Here is a 22,347-nt window from a genome sequence, read left to right as displayed (position 1 = left end):
CCGATGCCGTTCGGCTGCAAGACGCGTCGGCCGTCGTCGACTCGGTCGCCGACGTCCAGGCCAGGTACATCGCCACGCCCCGCTCCACCGAGGAGGTCGCCGCGGTTCTCCGCATGGCGACCGAGCGCGGCATGAAGGTCGTGCCCAGGGGCACGGCCACCAAGCTGGGGTGGGGCAAGCCGCCCGAGCACGTCGACGTGCTCCTCGACACCAGCGGACTCGTCGGCATCGTCGACCACAACGCGGGCGATCTCGTCGCCCGCGTGCGCGCCGGTACGCCGATGTCGCGGCTGTCCGCCTCCCTGTTCCCGAAGCGGCAGCGCCTCGCTCTCGCCACGCGCCTGCCGGTGCAGGACGGCTACGTCGGGGGCACGGTTGGCGGCACCATCGCCGCCGACCCGTCGGGCCCGCTGCGCCACGCGTTCGGCACCGTGCGCGACCTGCTGATCGGCATCACCGTCGTGCTCGCCGACGGCACCATCGCGCACTCCGGCGGCGCGGTCGTGAAGAACGTCGCGGGCTACGACCTCGGCAAGCTGCTCGTCGGTTCGCTCGGCACGCTCGCGATCGTCACCGAGGCCGTGTTCCGGCTGCACCCGGTGCCCGAGCGCACGACCCTCGTCACCGTGCCGGTCGACCAGGGCGAGATCGCCGGCTGGTTCGCCGGCGCGCTGCGCCGCGCCCAGGTGGTCCCGGCCGCGGTCGAGGTCGACGCGGGTCCAGGGGACGGGCCGCTGACGATCGGCGTGGCCGTCGAGGGCACCGCGCGTGGCGTCGCCGCGCGCACCGACGCCGTGCGGCGGATCCTGGGGGTCGAGGCGGAGGTCACCGAGGTCGAGGGCCCGTCACAGCTGCCGGACTGGTGGACCCGGCCGGCCGCCGACGGCGGCGGCACGTCGCTGCGCATGGCCGTCCCGTCGTCCGTGGCAGGGCCGATGATCGACGCCACCCGGGCGATCGCGGCGCGCGCCGGCCTGTCGGTCACCTGCCGCGGCGCCATCGGCGTGGGCGTGATCCACGCGGGAGTGTCCGGCGAGTACGACACCGAGCCGGTCGTCGCGGCGATCGAGGAGCTGCGCGTCGTCGCGTCCAGGCACGACGGCACGGTGTTCGTCGAGAGCGCGCCCCGCGACGTCCACCAGGCGCTGGCCAAGCGCGGCACCGACGCGTTCGGTCCGATCCCCGGCATCGCGCTGATGGAGCGGATCAAGCGGGAGTTCGACCCCGATCGGGTGCTGTCACCCGGTCGGTTCGCGGGAGGTATCTGACGATGAGTGACCCGGCACCGATGAGCGCAGGAGGCGAGCGCGTCAGGTCGATCGACATGGGTGCGTTCGACGACCATCGCCCGCCATCCGCGAAGCTCGTCGACGACTGCGTGCACTGCGGGTTCTGCCTGCCCACCTGCCCGACGTACGAGCTGTGGGGACACGAGTCCGACTCCCCCCGCGGACGCATCGACCTGATCAAGGCGGGGCTCGAGGGCGCGGAGCTGACCGACTCGCTCGTCACGCACATCGACCGGTGTCTCGGCTGCATGGCGTGCGTGACGTCGTGCCCGTCCGGGGTGCAGTACGACAAGATCGTCACCGCGACGAGGGCGCAGATCGAGCGCAACCACAAGCGCCCGCTCGGGCAGCGGCTGCTGCGCGGCCTCATCTTCGCGACGTTCCCGCACCAGCGCCGCATGCGCGTGATGCGCGCGCTGCTCCAGGTCTACCGGTTCCTCCGCCTCGACCGCCTCGTCCGCGCCACGCGGTTGCACGGCAGGCTGCCGGGCTCACTGCGCGCGATGGAGTCGATCGCCCCACCGCTGAGCAAGCGCACCGATCTCCCGGTACGCGTGCCCGCCCAGGGCGACCGCCGGGCCGTGATCGGCCTGCTGACCGGCTGCGTGCAGGACGTCTTCTTCTCCGACGTCAACGCCGCCACCGCCCGCGTGCTCGCGGCCGAGGGCTGCGACGTCATCGTGCCGCGCCGGCAGAGCTGTTGCGGTGCCCTGTCGCTGCACAACGGGCGCGAGGACGAGGCGCAACGCTACGCCCGCGCGGTCGTCGACATGTTCACCGAGGCCAACGTCGACGCGGTCGTCGTCAACGCGGCGGGCTGCGGTTCGGCGATGAAGGAGTACGTCGACCTGCTCGCCGACGATCCCGCCTACGCGGAGCGCGTCAAGGCGTTCCACGCCAAGGTGTACGACCTCAGCGAGTACCTCGTGCACCTCGGCACCGTCGCCGAGCGCAAGCCGCTGTCACTGCGGATCGCGTACCACGACGCCTGTCATCTCGGGCACGCGCAGGGCATCCGCACCCAGCCGCGCCGGCTGCTGCAGGGCGTGCCGGGGGTCACGTTGGTGGAGGTCCCCGACGCTGCCCTGTGCTGCGGTTCCGCGGGTGTCTACAACCTGCTGCAGCCGGAGGCGGCCGCGGACCTCGGTGAGCGCAAGGCCGCGGCCGTCGCGAGCGTCGACGCCGACGTCCTCGTCACCGCCAACCCCGGCTGCATGATGCAGATCTCGCAGGGTCTCGCCGCGCGTGGCGCACCCATGCCGGTCGTGCACACCGCGCAGCTGCTCGACGCCGCGATCACCGGCACCGGTGTCGACGGCCTCGCCAAGCGCCCGCAGCTCACCGAGTGAGCTTGTCGGCGCGTTCCTCCTTGGCCAGGCGGCTGTTGCGCGAGCTGTAGACGAAGTAGATGAGCAGGCCCGCCGCCATCCAGATCAGGAACCTGATCCAGGTGTCCGCCGGCAGGTTGAGCATCAGCCACACGCACGCGACGATCGACAGGATCGGCAGCCACGGGACGCCGGGCACGGTGAACCCGCGGCGCAGGTCGGGGCGCTTCTTGCGCAACACGACCACCCCGATCGACACGAGCACGAACGCGAACAGCGTGCCGATGCTGGTGAGCTCCGACAGCTTCGCCAGCGGGACGAATCCCGCGAGCAGGGCGACGCCGACCGACGTGACCGTCGTGATGATCCACGGTGTGCCGAAGCGCGGGTGCACCTTGGCGAGCCTCGGCGGCAGCAGGCCGTCGCGCGACATGGCGAACAGCACGCGGCTCTGTCCGAGCATCAGCACCATGATCACCGACGTGATGCCGACGATGCCGCCGATGGAGATCAGCTTGCTCGCGACGTCACCCACCGTGCCGTGGTCGGTGAACGCATCGGCGAGCGGCGCGCCGGTGTTGAGCTCGGTGTACTTCTTCATGCCGGTGATGACGAGTGTCACCGCCGCGTAGAGGATCGTGCAGATCACCAGTGACCCGATGATGCCGCGCGGCACGTCGCGTTGCGGGTTCTTCGTCTCCTCCGCGGTCGTCGCGACCACGTCGAAGCCGATGTACGCGAAGAACACGATCGACGCGGCGGCGATGATCCCGAAGAGGCCGAAGTGGGTGGCCTGACCGGTCATGAGCTGGAACAGCGGCGTCGTCAGACCGCCGGCGGCCTCCTGGGTCTCCGCGGGCGGGATGAACGGGCGGTAGTTGCTCGGCTCGATGAAGAAGAGTCCGGCGACCACCACGAACGCAACGACGGCGAGCTTGACGGCGACGAGCACCGCCGTGACGCGCCCGGACAGCTTGGTGCCGACCACGAGCAGTACGGCGAGCACCGCGACGATGAAGATCGCGCCGAAGTCCGGGATGGCCTTGTCACCCGCCAGCCAGGTGGGCAGTCCGAACAGGGACTGCAGGTACGCCGACCAGCCGCGTGACACGACCGCCGCGCCGAGGGCGAACTCCAGCACGAGGTCCCAACCGATGATCCACGCGACGAACTCACCGAGCGTGGCGTACGAGAACGTGTACGCGCTGCCGGCGACCGGCACCGTCGACGCGAACTCGGCGTAGCACATGGCCGCGAGGGTGCAGGCGACCGCGGCGAGGACGAAGCTGATCACCAGCGCGGGACCGGCGTTGACGGCGGCCTGGATCCCGGTGAGCACGAAGATCCCCGTGCCGATGATCACGCCGATGCCGAAGACGATGAGGTCGCGCGAGGTGAGATTCTTCTTCAACCGGTGCTCGGGATGGTCGGTGTCGTCGATCGACTGCTCCACCGACTTCGTGCGCATGAGGCTCATTCGTACCTCCCCGATCGACATATCGGTACGCGTACTGCCGGACGTCGCGTCTCTCACAGGAGCGCGCGCCGCGTGCGGTCACTCCTCTTCCTCGGCCCGGTCGCCGGTCACGACCCTCGTGACGCCGTCCAGCTCGTCCAGTGCCGACGCCAGCTCGCTGAGCGGTTGCTTGCCGCGCAGCTGGAGCAGCACGGAGACGTGCCGCGGAGCCGCCTCCGAGCTGCCGTCGAGATGGCGCGAGCCCAGGTCCTCGACGACGAAGTTGAGCGCGGTGCAGCGTTCGAGCACGCGGGCGAGCACGCCGGTGCCCACCTCGTAGTCGACGCGCAGCTGCCTGATGGAGAACCTGGTGTCGGGCAGCTTCCTGGCGAGCGGCGACAGTCCGTACACGACGAGGAAGTGCGACGCGGTCACGAGGACGGCGAGCAGCGGCAGTCCCGCACCGGCGGCGGCTCCGACGGCCGCGGTCAGCCAGACGGTGGCCGCCGTGGTCAGCCCGCGGACCACGTTGCGGCGGACGAAGATCAGGCCCGCGCCCACGAAGCCGATACCCGACACGATCTGCGCCGCGACACGCGACGGGTCCAGGATGACGTCGTCGCCGAGGATGTCGCTGAACCCATACTTCGAGACGAGCGTGAAGAGCGCCGACGCCACGCCGACGAGCGTCTGGGTTCGGAGCCCGGCGTCGCGGTATCTGAGCTCGCGCTCGAGCCCGATCGCCGCCGACAGCACCAGTGCCACCGCGATGTTGAGGATCTGCCACCAGCCCTGGCCGATCTCCTGCCAGCCACCGCTCGCCCACGTCATGTCGCGCCTCCTACCCAGAGAGTCTGAACCGCACACCTGAACCGGTCGCGTTTCACCGGAACCGTCGCGAAACCGGTACCGTCCGAGGCGGCACCGCCGGAGGCAATCAGCACCGCCGGACGCACGATCGGAGTCAATGGGATGTCGAAGACCACCAGCCGCCGACTGCGGGCGGCCTTCCGCGGCCTCGTCATCACGGCCGCCTCGGCCGCCGCGATCACCGCGAGTCTGCTCGTCGCCTCGAGCGCCAGCGCCGGCGCGGATGCGGGCACCGGAACGGAGCAGTCCATCGTCGCCGGGGTCGCGAAGCCGAAGCCTCCGACCATCGGCGGTTGGGGCTGGGAGATCAGGTAGGCCGACCTTCACCACGCACGACATGACGACGCCGCCCCGAACGCTCGGGGCGGCGTCGTCATGTCGTGCGTGTCGTCAGGAGCTGGTGGCGTTGTCCTCGGCCTCCTGGCGCGCGGCCTCGTCCTCCTCGACCCGTTCGGGGAAGATCCACAGGCAGACGCGCCGGTACATCTGTTCGGGGTACGGCAGGTAGGGCACGGACCGCAGGGCCTGGTCCTGACCCGCGGACTCCAGGATGAACTCGCCGTAACCGAGGATGCGACCCATCGGCGACCGCTGGAAGCTCATGTCCGTGACGCGGGCCAGCGGCATCATCGCGACCTTCTTGGTGATGATGCCCGTGGTGAGGATGAACCGCTTCTCGGTGATGGTGAACCAGTCGACCCACCACTGGATGGCGCTGATCGCGAACCAGCCGATCGCCACGAGTGCGGGCACCCAGATCACGACCTGGGCCGGCGACTCCGTGCCGATCTGCGCGCTGATGATCCCCGCGACGATGAACACGCCCAGGGTGACGAAGAACGACTTCGCCAGGACGACGGGGTGTTGCCGCACCGAGATGACCTGGTTCTCGGCGGGGAGCAGGTACCGGCTCACTGACGCCGGCGCGTAGTTACGCGGCGTCAGGACGTTCATGCCAGTCCGCTCAGGAATTCACCGACTCCCCGGAACCCGCCGGCGATGCCCCCGGCGATACCTCGGACGATGTTCGAGGCCTGGTCGGGTTGCGTGACGAGGTAGAAGATGAGGAACGCGACGAGCGCCCAGATCAGCAGCTTCTTGGGCATGGTCTCCGCGGCACCTCCTCCGGGGTTGGGGTCGTGACTGCGGGTGTACGACACATTACAGCAACACTATATCTACCACCTACGCTTTCGAAGACCTCGAAGGCGCGCCGTCCACACTAGCCGCCGCCGGTGAACGTGCGGGGTGATCAGGGTCAGCCCTCCGGAGAGTGAGGACGCCTCGTCGGCGTGGGCAGCAGCTCGACGAAGGTGCCGCCCCGGCGCGGGTCGGCACCGCCGCCGCCTCGTCCGACCATGCTCGCGCCGCCGAAGTAGTGGGGCGGCGCGTCACCGATGCGCACCTCGTAGCGCCCGCCCAGCGCCTCGAGCACGTCGCCGCTGACGTCGGGCTCGGCGTGGACCGTGCGACCGACGCGGTGATAGCGCCCCCTGGCGATCGCCTCGTCGGGCGGGAGGTCCTCCGCGACCACGCCGAGGACGCTCAGCACGATGGCGGTCCTGATGCGCGAGGCCCCGGCCGCGCCCGCGGCCAGGGTGAGCTCGCCGAAGTCGGTGACGACCACCGGGCACATCATGCTGCCGACGCGGCTGCCCGCCGGCGCCGAGCCGCGGTGCAGCTCGCCCTCGCCGAGCATGGAGTTGAGGTGGACGCCCCGGCCGGGCAGCCACACCCCGGAACCGAGGCCGAGGCTCGTCGTGACCACGCACGCGTCGCCGTCCGCGTCGACGGCGACGATGTTGGTCGTGTCGCCGAGGCCGTCCGGGCCGCCGAGCTCGCGGGCGACCGCGAGTGCGCGGTCGCCCGGCGTGAGCTTCGCGACGTCGTCGGGCAGGCCGGCGAAGGCGCCGAGCGTGTCGAGCAGGTCGCGGCGGCCGTGGACGGTGGAACCGCCGAGCGGCACCGCGTCGGCGGTGAAGAGCTTCACGCGGTACGCCCGGAGGTCCTCGTGGCCGAGCACGCCGCCGTCAGTGCGTACCGCGTCGACCAGCTCGTCCGCGAGCTCGCCCCGGTAGCAGGTCTCCACGCCCTCGTCGCCGATCAGGCGCATCGTCTCGGCCAGTCCCGGGTGACGGAGGGTCTCGCCGCCGCGGAGGAAGTGTCCGTCCCTGACGTACGCGAGGGCGCCCTCGCCAGGGGTCATGGCCTCCGCGATCGACTCCAGCGTCGACGCCTGCTGGTGCGGCATCGCGACGCCTGCGGCCGCGTTCGCCGCGGCGGGCGCGACGACGTCGCGCCACGGCAGCCTGCCCCACCGGTCGTGCAGGGCCGCGCAGCCCGCGGGCACGCCGGGCACGGCGACCGTGGCGCCGCCGATCGAGTACTGCAACGGGACGCTGCCGAACTGGACGGAGATGGGGCGCATGGGCCCGGGCTCGGTGTCGCCGCCGAGACCGGGCACCGTGACGAAGAAGTCGACGCAGGTGGCGGTCCGGTCCCTTGCCGACCAGTACGTCGCGAAGCCACCGCCACCGAGACCCGTCATGATCGTCTCCGCGGCACAGCTGGTGAGGACGGCGGCCACCGCCGCGTCGGCGGCGGACCCCCCGTGCCTGAGCAGTTGCGCGCCCGCCTCGGCGGTCGCGGGATGTCCCGCGGCGACGCCGACCGGTAGGCGCGCGCTCGAGGTCACGTCACGACGCCGTAGAGCCTGTCACCCGCGTCGCCCAGCCCGGGGACGATGAAGCCGCGGTCGTTCAGCCGCTCGTCGAGCGCGGCGGTGACGACGCTGACGCTCGCGTCGCCGAGCTCGCGCTCCATGCGGGCGAGCCCCTCGGGCGCGGCGAGCAGGCAGATGCAGGTGATCTGGCTCGCCCCCCGGTCGAGGAGGACCCGGGAGGTCTCGACGAGGGTGCCGCCGGTCGCCAGCATGGGGTCGAGAACGTAGCACTGCCGCCCGTCGATGTTCTCCGGCAGGCGCATCGCGTAGGTCGACGCGGCGAGCGTGACCTCGTCGCGGATCATGCCGAGGAACCCGACCTGCGCGGTGGGCAGCAGCCTGATCATGCCGTCGAGCATGCCGGCGCCCGCACGGAGCACGGGGACGACCAGCGGGACGGGCCGGCACAGCCGACGGCCCCGGGCGGGCGCGACCGGCGTGGTGACCTCGACCTCCTCGGTGCGGACGTCGCGGGTGGCCTCGTATGCGAGCAGCGTGACCAGCTCGTCGGTGAGGCGCCGGAAGGTGGGGGAGTCGGTGGACTCGTCGCGCAGGAAGGTGAGCTTGTGTGCGACGAGCGGATGGTCGACGACGTGCGTGCGCATGGCGGTCACCGTACCGGTTGCGGACCCACCGCCCGGCAGGGCAAGACTGTCCGTCATGAGTTCTCGCGCCGCACTGCCCGACCCGCCGCCCGCGCGGGTGGCGGCGTACGAGCCGGTGATGCGCCGCGCACTCGCCGAGGCCGGCCTCGCGGCCGCCGCGGGGGACGTACCGGTCGGCGCCGTCGTGCTCGGGCCCGACGGTGGGGAGCTCGCGGCGGGGAGGAACGCACGGGAGGCCGAGGGCGACCCGACCGCGCACGCGGAGCTCGTCGCGCTGCGCGCCGCGAGTGCGCGTACCGGAGGCTGGCGGCTCGACGGCTGCGTGGTCGTGGTGACGCTCGAGCCCTGCACGATGTGCGCGGGAGCGCTCGTCCTCGCGCGGGTCGCGACCGTCGTCTACGGAGCCGCGGATCCCAAGGCGGGGGCCGCCGGGTCGCTGTGGGACGTGCTGCGCGACCCGCGGCTCAACCACCGTCCCGAGGTGCTCGGCGGGGTGCTCGGACAGGAGTGCGGGGACGTGCTCCGCCGGTTCTTCGCGGACCGCCGTCGACCGTCCTGATGTGCCGGGAAAGGGGTGCGCGGACGGGGGAGCGGCTCCGGTAGGCTTCCTCACGGTGGCGTGTCCGAGCGGCCGAAGGAGCACGCCTCGAAAGCGTGTGAGGGGGCAACTCCTCCGTGGGTTCAAATCCCACCGCCACCGCGGCGGTCGCCCGCGTCTGCGCTGGTCGAAGACCTTCATCGGTCTCCCCGCGGACGCGGGCGATCTCTTTCTCGGTCCGCGATGAGTTCTCGTGTCCGCCGGGGTTGTAGGTGCGACGGAACAGTCGACACCGCATCACCGGGAAGGACAGCAGCACCATGCCTACTGACGAGGAACAGATCCGTGCCCTGATCGAGCGCTGGGCAGAGGCGGTCCACGACGGCGACCTGAGCGTCGTCCTGGCGGACCACGCCGACGACATCGTGATGTTCGACGTGCCGCCGCCGTACGAGGGCGTGCACGGCATCGACGCCTACCGCGAGACCTGGCCGCCCTTCTTCGAGTGGCAGGCATTGGGCGCCTCGTTCGAGATCGAGTCGCTCGACGTCACCGCCGGCGCCGACGTCGCGTTCGCGCACGCTCTGCTGCGCTGCGGGATGCCGCAGGAACTCGCCGACGACCCGGAGAACCGGCTGCGCCTGACGCTCGGGCTGCGCAAGGAGGAGGGCAGGTGGGTGGTCGCGCACGAGCACCACTCGTTCCCCGATGCCGGTTCGGACTCCGGGTCAGCCGAGGACGAGGTGCGGAGCCTGCACCAGCGGTGGTCCGACGCCACTGCCGCGAAGGACCTGGACGGTCTGATGGAGCCCATCGCCGAGGACATCGTCTCCTACGAGCACGAGGCGCCACTGCAGTACGTCGGCCGGGACGCCGTGCGAGAGGTCTGCGAGCGCGGCCTCGACGTGTCGTCGGGACGGGTCGACATGGAGGTGCCTGACCTGAAGGTCCTGGTCGCGGACGACCTCGCCGTCGCGTGGGGACTCAACCACGTACGGGCCGAGACGGCCAACGGCGAGACCGCGGAGAGCTGGTCACGGGGAACCCGGGTGTTCGAGCGTCGCGACGGCGCGTGGGTGATGGTGCACCAGCACCTGTCTGTCCCCTACGACCCGGACACCGGTGACGTGAGGGCGGACCTGGTGCCGTGACTCACCGGCACGGCTCGCCGACGTGCTCCAGCGCCGCCCGCCCGTCGGACGTCCTCTTCAGGTGCTCCTGGATCCGCTTGACGTCGGGGTTGTCCGAACGGAACGCCTTGATCGCGGCGGCGCCCGTCGTCGTCAGGGTGCTCGCGAAGTAGGTGCTCGTGTCGACCAGTCGTTGCTCGAGCTGGTTCGCGGCGCGCGTCTTGCCCTCGGCTCGCAGCGTGGTCACCTCGTTGCGAATCGCCCGCTGCGCCTGCTCCCAGCGCTGCGCCTGGCAGTTGGCGTACGGCCCGAGGCTCTTGGCGATGCAGTCGGCCACCTTCGCGGCGCCCACCCAGGAGGCGAGCTCCTTGTCGAAGTAGGCCTGGAGGTCGGCGGCGTCGTCGACGGAGGAGTACCTGCCGCCGGTGACGCCGGCGATCTTCGAGAGCTGGCTGTCGCCCTTGCCCTTCTCGACGCCGAGGCCGACGACGTCGAGCTTCACGCCGATGCCGGACCGGCGGATCTTGCGCGCCTCGGCCTTCGCGTTGCCGCCGCACTCCTCGATGCCGTCGGTGACGATGATGATCCGGTTCGTGCGGCCGTTCTGCTCCTTGAACGCCTTGGCCGCCTCGCGCACCGACTTCGCCAGCGGGGTCCAGCCGGTCGGCTCGAACCTGTCGAGGGCGCCGTCGACGTTGCCCTCGTTGAGGTCGCCGATCTCCTCGAGCGTCTGGATGCCCTGGCAGCTCTCCTTGCGGTCGCTGCGCTGGTTGCTGCCGGTGTGGCCGTAGACCATCAGGCCGAGCTTCTCGGTGGACTTCGGCGAGTTGGCGACGTAGTCGCGGACGGCCTTCTTCGCCGCCGCCATCCTGGTCTGGCCGCTCTTGGTCTTGGCGGCCATCGAGCCCGAGCTGTCGAGGATGATCATCGTGCTGGTGCCGCGGACGATCCTCGCCAAGTTGGCGACCTCTGCCTCGGCCTTCTTCCGGCAGACCTTCGTGGCGCAGGTGTCTTCGCTGCCGTCCTCCCCCAATGCCTGCTGGATGCGGTCGGGGATGAGGTCGTCGTCGGAGTCGGCGAACAGGTCGTCGAGGCCGTCGTCCTCGACGTAGGGGCTGCTGGACGGAGGTGTCGGTGTCGGCTGCGTGGCCGGCTCGGCGCCGCCGCACGCGCCGAGGACGAGGCTGCCGATGATCGCTGCCACCACGGACGACACGAGCAGGCGGCGCCGTGGCGTACGGCTGCCGGCCGCAGGGTCGGCATGCCGGTCATGGATCTCGGACAACTCGCACACTCCTGGTCAGAACTCGTCGAACAGCCTAGGAGACGAACCGAGCGCGTGGTTGGCTCCACCGAGATCGAGACGGCTCCGGGCAGGGCCGGTCGCGGTGGGTCGTCAGGCCTGGTCGAGGACCAGCACCCGGGCGTGCAGGACGCTGCGTTGGTGCAGGGCGCTGCGCAGTGCACGGTGCAGGCCGTCCTCGAGGTACAGCGTGCCGTTCCACTCGACCACGTGCGCGAACAGGTCGCCGTAGAAGGTGGAGTCGTCGGCGAGCAGCTGCCCGAGGTCGAGATTGTTCTTCGTCGTCACCAGCTGGTCGAGGCGGATCTGTCGTGGGGGTATGTCGGCCCACTGCCGGTGTGTGTAGCCGTGGTCCGGGTAGGGACGCTTGTCGCCGACCGCCTTGAAGATCATTGCCGGATAGTGTATGTGAGTGACCCACCCCGACGTGGCACGTCCCACGAATGGTGTCGTGGCGCGGTGGCGCTGTGTCGATCAGTGGTGGCTGCCTCCGGCGGTCGTGCGACAGGGACGGACGAGGAGCACCGATGGCGCGAGACGACGAGGCGTCGCCGGCCGGTGTCGAGCCGCAGCCGACGCGCCGGGCGCTCCACCCCGACGACCTTCCCGACGGGGTGAGCTCGCCGGAGTTCAAGGTGTTCGTGCGCTCCGCGGCGAGCGCGGCCAGCCGGGAGATCGCGCGCACCCTGTTCGGCGACGACAAGGCGTAGCTGCGACCAGCCCCGCCGCGACTTGTCAGTGTCAGGCGTCGTCCTGACCACGCCTGCCACTGAATCGTCATTAGGCTCGCCGCCTGCACCGTTTGATCACGTTGACGTGATCAACGTGGACTTCACCTCGTGCCGGGACGAGGTGAAGTCCACGTTGGTGAGGTGAAGCTCCACCGACGACCCTCGCAGCGCACCCGTGAACGGCACCCTCACCATGCCCCGACACGGTGAGGGTGCCGTTCACCTGTTGCGGCCGCGAAGCGACCGACACCACGACCGGGGTCCACCCTTGTCACCCGCCCCGGGGTCGCCGCACCAGCGGCGATGGATGACTGACAACTCATCGGACGAGTCGTCAGGCCTGCTCCGCGGACCGGGTGCGGCGCAGCCGACGGAGCCGCCGGCGCACCCCGGCGGCAGCCCTGCGCGTCTCGCGGACCATCAGGCCGGGCTCGGCGCGACGCCCCGCGGCGGCGCGCTCGGTCGCCTCGAGCTGCTCGTGCAGGCGGGCTTCCCGCACCGCCATCTCGTCCACGAGCTCCCTGGTGTGGTCGAGCATGCCGACGATCGTCTCGACCGCGACGTGCAGCATCGACGCCTCGTCGAGGTCGTCGGGCGACGACGAGGCCCGCAGGTCCCTGGGGACGAGGTCGTCGAGGTCGCCGGCGACCTGGCAGGGGAAGTCGTCGAACTCCGCGACCATGCGCTTGGCGGCGGTCGTCACCCAGTCCGCCATCTCGGCGGACGCCCCGAACCGTCCGTTGCGCTCCCGGGGCGCGAGTACGGGCGAGACGAGATGCCGGTTGATGAGACGGAGGTACGGCGACCGCAGCTGGTACCTGTCACCCAGCGCGACGTTCACCCGGCGCAGCAGCTCGGTCTCCGCGGCGCCGAGCGACACGTTGCCCGGCCTGTCGTCGGCGTGGCAGACGCCTTCGGGTACGCCGAGCACGCCGGCGAAGCGTGACCACAACAGGCTGGGCTCCGAGCCTGGTGGTGGGACGGTCACGAGGTGTCGGTGGCTCGGCGACAGGTCCGACGCCCAGCGGCGCAGGATCGGCAGCGGGGTCTGGTGCTCCCAGAACGCCGGGTTCGCGTTCGTCTGCACGGCCCTGACGTAGTCGCGGAAGCGGCCGACGCTGCGCGACCGTACGGACTGCTGCCAGCTCGACGGGATGGTGCGCCACAGGTCCCTGCCGGCGACCACGACGTGGACCTCCGCCGGCGCGAAGCTCTCGACGGCGCGTTCGGCCTCCTCCTGCGTCGCGGCGCCGAGCATCTCCTCGCTGATCACGGCGACGCCGTCCCATGCCCTGGTCTCGGCGACGAGCCGGTCCCAGGTCCACGGCGCGTCGGGGCTGTACCAAAGGCCGCGCCTCAGGTCGCCCATCGCCTGGTAGTGCGCCGCCCGGGAACCGGGCAGCAGGTAGCCCGCCCGCCGGAGGCTCTGCCGGTTGCCCCACAGCATCCGCTGCAGGTACGAGGTTCCCGTCTTCGGGGCGCCGACGTGCAGGTAGACGCGTGTGGCCATCTCGTCCTCTGTTGTCCGGGGTAGGGGGCGCGGCCGATCCGCGGTACGGCGCGGCGCCACCCGATGTACCGTCCCGAGCGGACGTGAACGGCAGGAGAACGCGGCGGTACGTCCAGGCGTCGGCTGACCGACACCGCCGCTCCAGGTCAGCCGGGCAGGGCTTGCCGACGCACCTCGCCGTCAGGTTGTAGTCATCCATCGCAGCTGGTAGGGCGACCCCGTGGGTGACAAAGGTGGGCCCGGCCGTGGTGCCGTTCACGGGTGCGCCGACTCCCGGCGGCGCCGGACGATCGCGCCGGCGACCAGCGCGGCGAGTCCGGCGACGCACAGCCAGGCGAAGAGGTCGCCGACGACAGCGTACGGCGTGCGTACCCCCTCGGAGGGCACGAATGCGACGATCGCCTGCGGGTCCGTGGTGAAGGCGCTGGTCCTGGCGAGCGTCCTGCCCTGGTAGTCGTACGCGGTCGCGACGCCGTCCGCGCTCTGCCTGACCATCGAGTAGCCGTTCTCGACCGAGCGGAAGACGGCCTTCTCGGCGTGCACGTTGTCGAAGCCGCGCCAGTCGTGCGACGGCACCAGCATGATGTCGGCGCCTGCGCGTCCTGCCTGCCGCATCAGTGCGGTGAAGTCGGCGTCGTAGCAGATGACGCCGGCCAGGCGGGCGAAGCCGGCGTCGGCGACGGGCACCTCGGGCGCGCCGGGCGTCATCGGCTCCATCGGCGTCGGATGGGCCTTGTCGTAGTCCCACGCGACACCTTCTGGCGTGACCAGGATCGCCTGGTTGCGGACATACGGCGCGTGGTCGGTCATGACGGCCGCGCCGACATCGACGTACGCGTCGTAGCGCTTCGCGATCGCACCCACCTCCGCGAGTAGCGCGCCCCGGTCGCGTTGCATCACGTGGGCCGTGGTCTCCGGCCAGCTGATCAGCCGGGCGCCCGCCCGTGCCTCGCGTTCGGTGCTCGCGACGAGATCGTCGTTGACGGGGGCGAGAGCGCGGCGGATCGCCGGCGCGTCGGCGCGGGCATATCTGAACCATTCGTAGGAGCGCTCACCGAGGACGCGTTCGACTCGCGCGTCACGCTGGTCGACCGCGCTCGTCGACGGGCTGATCCCCGCGACCCGCACGGTGTCGGCGGACGGTGCGAGGAACGCGAGCCTGGCACCGCCGAGGGCGAGGACGACACCGAGCGCGGACGCGTACACGACGACGGGCCGGAGACCGCCGCGTCCGCTGCCGTGCTCCCAGAGATGGTTGATGGCGGACGCGGCCCAGGCGACGAGGAAACTGACGCCGAACACGCCGGTGACGGCCGACACCTGGATCAGCGGCAGCGCGCCGTGCTGCGTCGCCCCGAGGATCCCGAGCACCACACCGAACCCCGTGACGACGCTGACGAGGAACTCCGCAGCGACCCGGGTGACCGGGTAGACGAGCGATGCGAGCACCGGTCTCGTCCGTGCCAGCCGGGTCGCGAGCAGGCGGTCGAGCAGGAGCGGACCCGCGACGATGAGGGTCATCGACGGGATGCCGATGAGGAGGACCTCGACGACCAGCAGCAGGCTCTGGCCGATGAACGAGAGGGACGCGAGCACGCCCGCGGCCACGCTCCAGCGGATCGCGCTCGCGAGGGTGGACGTCCGCACGAACCTGATCAGGAAGATCGAGCACGCCCAGGCGGCCACCGGCACGTCCCAGTTCGCGTGCGTCGCCAGCAGCAATGAGCAGAGGCCGAGCGCCAGCCACAGGTACCGGCGGCGGGCCGGTCTCACCGGTGCGGACGGCTCGGCGCCGGACGGGGACGGGCGTGCGACGGTCGCGGTCACGAGTTCTCCCTCGGTGTCGGCACCACGCTAGGTACCGTCGCCGGCGACCGACACCACCTCAGGGCTGACCCCGCATCCGACTTTCGTCAGGTCGTCCGTCGATACTCAAGCAATTACACCCCTCATCGAGAACCCGTCCGTGTGACGTCACCACTCGGGGTCGGCCGGTGACGGACGGCTTCGGGCGCGGCGGTCGTGGCGTCTGTCCTACCTGGTGGTGCGCTCGGACGCCGCGATAGGCACAATGGCGGCCATGTCCGATCCCCGGTACCACGACGACAATGACGAGACCCGCGTGATGAAGCGCCGCGACCGAGCGATCCGCGCCGACGAACGGGCGCGCAGCACCGCCGGGCGGACGACCACCGTGCGCGTGTCGACCACGGTCGTCACGATCATCACCGGACTGTTCGCCGCCATCCTCGGCCTGCACGTCCTCTTCGAGCTGCTGCAGGCCAACCAGCAGAACGTCCTGGTGATCTTCGTCGACGACCTCGCCCGCGGGCTGGCGCTGTTCTTCCACGACCTGTTCACGCCGGACTACCGGTGGCTGCGCATCCTGCTCAACTACGGGCTGGCCGCCCTGTTCTGGCTCGGTGTCGGCCGGGTCATCGTCATGATCATCCGCAGCTTCCGCTGACCTGACGGCGAGGCCGCGGCCGGGTGACACGGCGGTGCCGTGCAGCTGACGCCGCCGGGCTCGGGTTGCTCGATCTCGATCGGCACGGGACTCGTCGACACCCCGCCGGGATCGGTGCAGGGCACGCAGATCACGGCGTCCGACGTCACTGCCGCACGCGCCGGCCTGCCGCCTGCGCAACATGCTCGACCTGGTCCCTGTATTCCTTCCACCACTCCTGATCGACGGAGGGCATGAAGTTGTCGTCGCCCTCCCGCAGCCCGACGCGCCCGTCGACGAGCTCGCGGACGATGTCGGCATGCCCGGTGTGCCGATGGGTCTCGGCGATCACGTGGACCAGCACCTGCTGCAGCGTCGCCCGGCTCTGTTCCTCGGACCACCACATGACGTGGCCGACCGCGTCCAGCCCCAGCGCCTCGATCGTGGCGTCCGAGTGCGCCCAAGTCCGCCGGTACAGCCCGACGATGTCGTCGCGGGACTGCTCGGCATTGGCCCACATGTCCACGTTGGGAGCCACGTCGGGGCCGATCCAGTCGACCGGCTCGTCGAAGTGCCGGCCGAACACGAAGCCCAGGTAGCCCACCTCGACGCCGGTCAGGTGCTTGACCAGACCCAGCAAGTTGGTGCCGGTCGGCGTCAGCGGGCGGCGGACGTCGTAGTCCGAGAGCCCCTCCAGCTTCCACAGCAGCGCCTCGCGGGCGTCCTGGAGGTAGTGGTGCAGATACGACTTCGCGTCCGTCGTGGTCGGCGTCATGAGCGTTCTCCTGGCAGTGGGTCGGGGCTGGTCGGGGAACGGGACTCCCGCCGTGCGGCAGAATCATCGCTCGTGAGCGAGATTTCCTCCCCGCGGATCGCGGACCCCGACCTGAACCGGGCACGCGACGGGGACGACGCCGCGTTCACCCGCCTCGTGGAGCCCCTGCGCCGGGAGCTGCACGCCCACTGCTACCGCATGCTCGGCTCCACCCACGACGCCGACGACGCCCTGCAGGACGCCCTGCTGCGTGCGTGGCGGGGGCTCGCGCGCTTCGAGGGGCGCAGCTCGCTGCGCTCGTGGCTCTACACCGTGGCCACCCGCACCTGCCTGGACTCCGTCGAGAGCCGTGGCAGGCGGGCCCTCCCCGTCGACCTCGGCCCGTCCAGTGACCGCGCCGTGGTCGGCGACGCCCCGCTGGCCGACGTCGCCTGGCTGGGGCCCTACCCCGACGCGGGTCTCGCCGCCGGCCCGGCCGGCCCTGCCGCGCGCTACGAACAGCGCGAGGCAGTCGAGGTCGCCTTCGTCGCCGCCCTGCAGCACCTGCCGGGCAACCAGCGGGCGGCGCTGCTGCTCTTCGAGGTGCTCGGCCTCTCCGTCGCCGAGATCGCCACCATGATGGACACCTCGACCGCGTCGGTGAACAGCGCGCTGCAGCGGGCGCGCGCGATCGTCGCGGCGAAGGTCCCCGAACGCACCCAGCAGCGGGCGTTGCGGGAGATCGACGACGCGCGACTGCGGGAGATCGTCGCCGGCTACGCCGCCGCGCTGGAACACGGCGACGCCGACGCCCTGGTCGCGCTGCTCACCGAGGACGTCACCTGGTCGATGCCGCCGATGCCGCACTGGTACCACGGCCTCGAGGCCGTCACCGACTTCGCCGTCCGGGTCCCGCTGACCGGATGCGGCTCGTGGCGGCACCTGCCGACCGGCGCGAACGGCCAGCCGGCCGTGGGGTTCTACCTCTGGGACGACGACGCCGGCGCGCACCTCGCCTGGTCGATCACCGTGCTGACCCTGCGCGGCGAGCGGATCGCCGAGGTCACCACGTTCATCGGCGCAGACCAGTTCGCGCACTTCGGGCTGCCCGCGTCACTGCCCTGACCTGGCCGACGGCGACGACCGGCGAGTCGACGGTCGAGGCCGTACCCGGAAGGTCCGAACCTGCCGCCGGATCTCGCACCACAGCGTCGCGGGATCGGTGCCGACGTGGCCGCCGGGTACGGCGGACCGGGCCATGACCAACCTCCGACGACGTCTCGGACCACCCCGTGTGCGGAACGATACGGGCCGTCACGACCACCCGAGCGGAGGCAGCGACACTTTGCATGATCATGCACAACGATGCATACTTTTCCCATGTCCAAGGTTCTCACCTCCCTGCCCACCGGCGAGCGCGTCGGCATCGCCTTCTCGGGCGGCCTCGATACCTCGGTCGCGGTCGCGTGGATGCGCGACAAGGGTGCCGTCCCGTGCACCTACACCGCCGACATCGGTCAGTACGACGAGCCCGACATCGCCTCGGTACCAGGCCGCGCGACGACGTACGGCGCCGAGATCGCGCGCCTGGTCGACTGCCGCGCCGCGCTGGTCGAGGAGGGCCTCGCCGCACTGACCTGCGGTGCGTTCCACATCCGCTCGGCCGGGCGCGCCTACTTCAACACCACGCCGCTCGGTCGTGCCGTCACGGGGACCCTGCTGGTCCGGGCGATGCTCGAGGACGACGTACAGATCTGGGGCGACGGCTCGACGTTCAAGGGCAACGACATCGAACGGTTCTACCGGTACGGCCTGCTCGCGAACCCCCACCTGCGCATCTACAAGCCCTGGCTCGACGCGGACTTCGTGTCCGAGATGGGCGGCCGCAGGGAGATGTCGGAGTGGCTGCTCGCCCACGACCTGCCCTACCGCGACAGCACCGAGAGGGCCTACTCGACCGACGCCAACATCTGGGGCGCCACCCACGAGGCCAAGACCCTGGAGCACCTCGACACCGGCATCGAGACCGTGGACCCGATCATGGGCGTGCGGTTCTGGGACCCCGCGGTCGAGATCGCCGCCGAGACCGTGACGATCGGCTTCGGCCAGGGCCGTCCGGTGACCATCGACGGCAAGGAGTTCGCCACCCCGGTCGACCTGGTGAACGAGGCGAACGCGATCGGTGGACGGCACGGCATGGGCATGTCGGACCAGATCGAGAACCGGGTGATCGAGGCCAAGAGCCGCGGCATCTACGAGGCGCCTGGGATGGCGTTGCTGCACGCGGCGTACGAACGGCTGGTCAACGCGATCCACAACGAGGACACCCTGGCGAGCTACCACCACGAGGGCCGGCGGCTCGGCCGGCTGATGTACGAGGGCCGCTGGCTCGACCCGCAGGCGCTGATGTTGCGAGAGTCGCTGCAGCGCTGGGTCGGTACGGCGGTCACCGGCGAGGTGACGCTCCGGCTGCGGCGCGGTGAGGACTACTCGATCCTGGACACCTCGGGCCCGGCCTTCAGCTACCACCCGGACAAGTTGTCGATGGAGCGCACCGAGGACTCGGCGTTCGGTCCGGTGGACCGGATCGGCCAGCTCACCATGCGCAACCTCGACATCGCCGACTCGCGCGCCAAGCTCGAGCAGTACGCCGGCCTCGGCATGATCGGGATCACCCGTCATGCGCTCATCGGCGCCGCCCAGGCGGCGTCGACGGGACTGGTCGGCGCGGTGCCGCAGGGTGGCGCCGAAGCCATCGCCTCGCGTGGCGAGATCTCCGGTGACGACGAGATGCTCGACCGCGCCGCGATGGAGTTCGGCACCGACTGACGCGAGGTGGCCACGCTCGCGTACACCGTCAGGCACGCGTTCGAGCCGCCGGAACCGCCGGACCGGGAGGCACTCACCGTCGCGGCCGAGGAGGCGATCGCGCTGTATGAGGCGCTGCTGCCCCCGTACCGTGCGTGGATCTACGCCTACGACAGGAGGCAACGGACATCATGACGAGCGATCAGCGGGAGAAGGTGCACCTCAGCGGCGTCAAGGAGACCTTGCTGTTCACGCTGGGCTGCAAGGCGCTCGACTACCGCTCGCCGGAGTCGATCCTCGGCGACAAATGGTCGGCTGACGTGCTCGACCGGATCGACGGGTACAACCGCCTCAAGGTGCGGCTGATGTCGAGCGACGCTTCCATCGTGGTGCGGGCGAACCGGCTGGACACCTGGACGCGTGCGTTCCTCGCCAGGCATCCCGACGCCACCGTGCTCCAGCTCGGCTGCGGGCTCGACAGCCGCGCGTTCCGCCTCGACGTCCCGGACACCGCACCGTGGTACGACGTCGACTTCCCCGACGTCGTCGAGCTGCGCCGGCGCCTCTACCCACGGCGCGACAACTACCATCTGGTCGGCTCCTCGGTCACCGAGCTCGGCTGGTTGGACGAGGTGCCCGTCACCGGCCGCCCCGTGCTCGTCGTCGCGGAGGGGCTGCTGATGTACCTCAGCGGCGGCGACGTGGAGCGGCTGCTCGCGCGCGTCACCGAGCGGTTCGCGTACGGGGAGATGGTGTTCGACGTGCTGGGCATGCCCGCGTGGATGGTCAGGCTCGCCCCGTACGACATGTGGGGCTGCCCCGACCCGCACGAGCTGGAGCGGATCAACCCGCGGCTCACCCTGCTCGAGGATGCGCCGGTCGCGGCCGAGTACCGGCGGATACCCTCGCCGGCATTCCGGCTGTTCACCGGACTGGCCAACATGATCCCGCAGCTGCGGACCGCGCTCTGGCCGTTGCGCTTCCGGTTCGGCCCGCCAGAGGAGGAGTGGACATGAAGGTCTGTCTCGTCACCGGCGCGGAGAGCAGGGCGTCGGACCCCGAGCTGATCGCGGCGACCATCAGGCAGGCGGTCGAGTCGGCCAAGCCGAGGACCAGGTACGCCGTCGGCTACCTCGCCAAGCCGGTCATCATGATGCGCCGGCCGATGACCGACCGCGCCTTCGACCGGATGGTGACGCGGCAGCCATCCCACTAGTGTCCGAACAGCCCGGGGTGAAGCCCTCACTCGACCGCGGCGGTCCCGTACTCGGGGCGCCTGGGTTTTCGTGGCTACAGGACCGAGGTGCCGGTTCGGGCAACGATCTCCTGCAGGGCGGCGACGTGCTGTTCGAACGCGGCACGTCCGACGCTGTTGAGTCGGGCCGTGGTGCGCGGCCGTTTGCCGACGAACCCCTTGCGGATTTCGACGTATCCGGCTTCTTCCAGGGTGGTCAGCTGTTTGGACAGCGCCGAGTCGGACAGCCCGACGCTGTCGCGGATGAACTTGAACTCCGCGGACTCGGTGGCCGCGAGCAGCGCGACGATGGACAACCGGGTCGGCGCGTGGATGAGCTCGAGCTGTGGGAACTTCTGCAACCCCGCACAGTCATCCCCGTCCACTACGAAGGCTGGCGGCACTTCAGGCAAGGCCGCGACAGGATCGAGCAGGCGTTCGCCGCCGCACCAACCAACGTGCGAGCCAGCCTGACCTGGCTACCAATCGGCACGCACAAGACGATATCGGTGTAATGCGCCGATGACAGTTCTCTCTGTCGAGCTTCGGACACATGGTGCCCTTTCCACCGGACAGACGCACGGACCGCGTCCCGAGTACTCGACTCCGCGGTCCCAGACGGCCCCCACGATCAGCGGCGGGCACGTACAACACACGCGATCGCCGTGGCTGCGCTGACGGTCACCTCGACGACCGACCCGTCCGGGTAGTTCAGGCTCAGGAGGACGAATCGGCTGACGAGATCGGCAGGGGGAACGCACCCTTAGGTGACGATGGCCAACTGAGACGGATGACGCAAGAGGCCGACCCCGCTTGGGACCGGCCGTCGACGTTGTGCCTGGTTAGACGAGCGGAGGATGCGAGATTCGAACTCGCGAGGGGTTGCCCCCAACACGCTTTCCAAGTCCTCGCATGACTGTTCGCGGACATGCCGAGCCGTTCGCCAGGCATGACAGGACCACCCGGCGGGCGACTACGAACGGCGGCGAACCTGTATGAATGAGACGGAAACTGAGACGGCCGAGGGGGAGCCGGGCCAGCTCGCGCACGGTATTTGACTCAGGCTGAGAGGGGACGGAGAGTCCGGTCGAAGACCGCCTCGTTGGCTTCCCGGCGACGAGTAGGAGGCTGGAACGTTGGGGGGTCGGGGGCTGCCCCAGCGGGAGCCGTCACATCGTCCGGTCATGGAACGGCTTGTGGCGACGCCGGCTTGCCACGGCCAGCAACGGGACGCTTGGGTGTGATGGTTCAGTGAGCCCTGAATCTCGCAGCCCAGTCGGCGTTGACTTGATCGGCCTGTCGACGGTGCCCGATCACCGGTTGCCAGCCCGGCGGAACGTGAAGGCCGAGGTAGTCGAGCACTTTGTGTGCAGTGCGTAGCGGGTCTGCCGCCAACTCCTCATAGACAACCTGATAGGGCACGATGCTGTGGGCGGCGAACCAGAGGGTCCAGTCCGCCTCGAACTTCTCGATTGCGGCGACGAGCAATGATCGGAACCTGTGGATGTGCTTTGGGAGGGGCGTACCTTCCCGGAGGATGATCTGAAGCCCATGTAGTTCTGATCAGTGCCAGCGTTGGCGCGCTGGTTCGGGAAGGTACGCCCATGCTCAAGGTAGTCCACG

22 protein-coding genes, 1 tRNA gene and 2 pseudogenes are annotated in these 22,347 nt (G+C 70.3%); 13 read left to right on the top strand and 12 right to left on the bottom strand.

The genetic code is table 11. The features are described 5' to 3' along the window. Window positions 1-38 precede the first annotated feature (38 nt). Both GEV10_18475 and GEV10_18470 read left to right on the top strand, forming a co-directional pair. Window positions 39-1,268: pseudogene (locus GEV10_18475) on the top strand (FAD-binding protein). Between the two features lie 50 nt (window positions 1,269-1,318). Beyond that, window positions 1,319-2,638 carry a 4Fe-4S dicluster domain-containing protein gene (locus GEV10_18470; protein MQA80434.1) on the top strand — a complete coding sequence of 440 codons (1,320 nt, stop codon included), beginning with the start codon at window positions 1,319-1,321 and terminating at the stop codon, window positions 2,636-2,638. Here GEV10_18470 and GEV10_18465 read toward each other — a convergent pair. Further along, complete coding sequence (locus tag GEV10_18465) at window positions 2,628-4,094, bottom strand: amino acid permease (GenBank protein MQA80433.1); 1,467 nt, start codon at window positions 4,092-4,094, stop codon at window positions 2,628-2,630. The two genes, GEV10_18470 and GEV10_18465, sit on opposite strands and share 11 nt — an antisense overlap. Window positions 4,095-4,172: 78 nt before the next feature. Continuing rightward, complete coding sequence (locus tag GEV10_18460; GenBank protein ID MQA80432.1) at window positions 4,173-4,904, bottom strand: MgtC/SapB family protein; 732 nt, start codon at window positions 4,902-4,904, stop codon at window positions 4,173-4,175. Window positions 4,905-5,045: 141 nt separating this feature from the next. Between GEV10_18460 and GEV10_18455 the strand changes: the two genes are divergently transcribed. Continuing rightward, on the top strand, window positions 5,046-5,258 hold the full coding sequence (locus GEV10_18455; protein ID MQA80431.1) for a hypothetical protein: 213 nt from the start codon (window positions 5,046-5,048) through the stop codon (window positions 5,256-5,258). Between the two features lie 75 nt (window positions 5,259-5,333). Here GEV10_18455 and GEV10_18450 read toward each other — a convergent pair whose 3' ends face one another. The 3 genes from GEV10_18450 to GEV10_18440 form a co-directional block, all read right to left on the bottom strand. Further along, entirely contained in the window at window positions 5,334-5,897 is a 564-nt protein-coding gene (locus tag GEV10_18450; protein MQA80430.1) for a PH domain-containing protein, read from the bottom strand. 304 nt (window positions 5,898-6,201) lie between these two features. Then, window positions 6,202-7,638 carry a gamma-glutamyltranspeptidase gene (locus GEV10_18445; GenBank protein ID MQA80429.1) on the bottom strand — a complete coding sequence of 479 codons (1,437 nt, stop codon included), beginning with the start codon at window positions 7,636-7,638 and terminating at the stop codon, window positions 6,202-6,204. Continuing rightward, window positions 7,635-8,270, bottom strand: a complete 636-nt coding sequence (locus GEV10_18440) for a uracil phosphoribosyltransferase (GenBank protein MQA80428.1) — start codon at window positions 8,268-8,270, stop codon at window positions 7,635-7,637. The genes GEV10_18445 and GEV10_18440 overlap by 4 nt, the downstream gene beginning before the upstream one ends. Window positions 8,271-8,388: 118 nt before the next feature. Here GEV10_18440 and GEV10_18435 point away from each other — a divergent pair, with 118 nt between their 5' ends. From GEV10_18435 to GEV10_18425, 3 genes are all read left to right on the top strand, one after another. Next, on the top strand, window positions 8,389-8,829 hold the full coding sequence (locus tag GEV10_18435; protein ID MQA80427.1) for a nucleoside deaminase: 441 nt from the start codon (window positions 8,389-8,391) through the stop codon (window positions 8,827-8,829). Window positions 8,830-8,883: 54 nt separating this feature from the next. Then, window positions 8,884-8,970 (top strand) — tRNA-Ser (locus tag GEV10_18430). Window positions 8,971-9,128: 158 nt separating this feature from the next. Continuing rightward, complete coding sequence (locus tag GEV10_18425) at window positions 9,129-9,959, top strand: SgcJ/EcaC family oxidoreductase (protein MQA80426.1); 831 nt, start codon at window positions 9,129-9,131, stop codon at window positions 9,957-9,959. A gap of 1 nt (window position 9,960) precedes the next feature. On the opposite strand, the gene GEV10_18420 is transcribed toward GEV10_18425, so the two are convergent. Next, window positions 9,961-11,223 (bottom strand): VWA domain-containing protein, encoded by a 1,263-nt coding sequence (locus tag GEV10_18420; protein MQA80425.1) that lies wholly within the window; start codon window positions 11,221-11,223, stop codon window positions 9,961-9,963. Window positions 11,224-11,334: 111 nt separating this feature from the next. After that, window positions 11,335-11,634, bottom strand: a complete 300-nt coding sequence (locus GEV10_18415; protein MQA80424.1) for a type II toxin-antitoxin system VapB family antitoxin — start codon at window positions 11,632-11,634, stop codon at window positions 11,335-11,337. Between the two features lie 134 nt (window positions 11,635-11,768). On the opposite strand from GEV10_18415, the gene GEV10_18410 reads away from it, so the two are divergent. After that, window positions 11,769-11,951 carry a hypothetical protein gene (locus tag GEV10_18410; protein MQA80423.1) on the top strand — a complete coding sequence of 61 codons (183 nt, stop codon included), beginning with the start codon at window positions 11,769-11,771 and terminating at the stop codon, window positions 11,949-11,951. Between the two features lie 355 nt (window positions 11,952-12,306). Here GEV10_18410 and GEV10_18405 read toward each other — a convergent pair whose 3' ends face one another. Then, the gene (locus GEV10_18405; protein ID MQA80422.1) at window positions 12,307-13,482 is read right to left on the bottom strand and encodes a hypothetical protein; all 1,176 of its coding nucleotides are present in this window, start codon (window positions 13,480-13,482) and stop codon (window positions 12,307-12,309) included. A 255-nt stretch (window positions 13,483-13,737) separates the two neighbouring features. Beyond that, window positions 13,738-15,309: a hypothetical protein gene (locus GEV10_18400; GenBank protein ID MQA80421.1), complete on the bottom strand. Its 1,572-nt coding sequence runs from the start codon at window positions 15,307-15,309 to the stop codon at window positions 13,738-13,740. 253 nt (window positions 15,310-15,562) lie between these two features. Here GEV10_18400 and GEV10_18395 point away from each other — a divergent pair, with 253 nt between their 5' ends. Next, window positions 15,563-15,949 (top strand): hypothetical protein, encoded by a 387-nt coding sequence (locus tag GEV10_18395; protein MQA80420.1) that lies wholly within the window; start codon window positions 15,563-15,565, stop codon window positions 15,947-15,949. 39 nt (window positions 15,950-15,988) lie between these two features. Further along, window positions 15,989-16,081 (top strand): annotated as a pseudogene (locus GEV10_18390) (glyoxalase). A 13-nt stretch (window positions 16,082-16,094) separates the two neighbouring features. Here the strand turns inward: GEV10_18390 and GEV10_18385 are convergent. After that, window positions 16,095-16,703, bottom strand: a complete 609-nt coding sequence (locus GEV10_18385; protein ID MQA80419.1) for a DUF664 domain-containing protein — start codon at window positions 16,701-16,703, stop codon at window positions 16,095-16,097. Between the two features lie 72 nt (window positions 16,704-16,775). On the opposite strand from GEV10_18385, the gene GEV10_18380 reads away from it, so the two are divergent. The 4 genes from GEV10_18380 to GEV10_18365 all read left to right on the top strand — a co-directional run bounded on the left by GEV10_18380 (window position 16,776) and on the right by GEV10_18365 (window position 20,706). Beyond that, entirely contained in the window at window positions 16,776-17,807 is a 1,032-nt protein-coding gene (locus tag GEV10_18380) for a sigma-70 family RNA polymerase sigma factor (GenBank protein MQA80418.1), read from the top strand. A 255-nt stretch (window positions 17,808-18,062) separates the two neighbouring features. Then, the gene (gene argG / locus GEV10_18375) at window positions 18,063-19,511 is read left to right on the top strand and encodes an argininosuccinate synthase (GenBank protein MQA80417.1); all 1,449 of its coding nucleotides are present in this window, start codon (window positions 18,063-18,065) and stop codon (window positions 19,509-19,511) included. Between the two features lie 170 nt (window positions 19,512-19,681). Further along, window positions 19,682-20,506, top strand: coding sequence for a class I SAM-dependent methyltransferase (locus tag GEV10_18370; GenBank protein ID MQA80416.1), 825 nt, complete (start codon window positions 19,682-19,684; stop codon window positions 20,504-20,506). Further along, window positions 20,503-20,706: a hypothetical protein gene (locus tag GEV10_18365; protein MQA80415.1), complete on the top strand. Its 204-nt coding sequence runs from the start codon at window positions 20,503-20,505 to the stop codon at window positions 20,704-20,706. The genes GEV10_18370 and GEV10_18365 overlap by 4 nt, the downstream gene beginning before the upstream one ends. Window positions 20,707-20,780: 74 nt before the next feature. On the opposite strand, the gene GEV10_18360 is transcribed toward GEV10_18365, so the two are convergent. Together GEV10_18360 and GEV10_18355 are read right to left on the bottom strand one after the other, a co-directional pair. Continuing rightward, window positions 20,781-21,086 (bottom strand): helix-turn-helix domain-containing protein, encoded by a 306-nt coding sequence (locus tag GEV10_18360; GenBank protein ID MQA80414.1) that lies wholly within the window; start codon window positions 21,084-21,086, stop codon window positions 20,781-20,783. 886 nt (window positions 21,087-21,972) lie between these two features. Continuing rightward, the gene (locus GEV10_18355) at window positions 21,973-22,266 is read right to left on the bottom strand and encodes a hypothetical protein (GenBank protein ID MQA80413.1); all 294 of its coding nucleotides are present in this window, start codon (window positions 22,264-22,266) and stop codon (window positions 21,973-21,975) included. Window positions 22,267-22,347: the final 81 nt, after the last annotated feature.

The organism is Streptosporangiales bacterium (assembly GCA_009379955.1).
Lineage (GTDB): Bacteria > Actinomycetota > Actinomycetes > Streptosporangiales > WHST01 > WHST01.
Note: the sequence above shows the minus strand (reverse complement) of the source record. Positions and strands in the feature narration are given on the sequence as shown.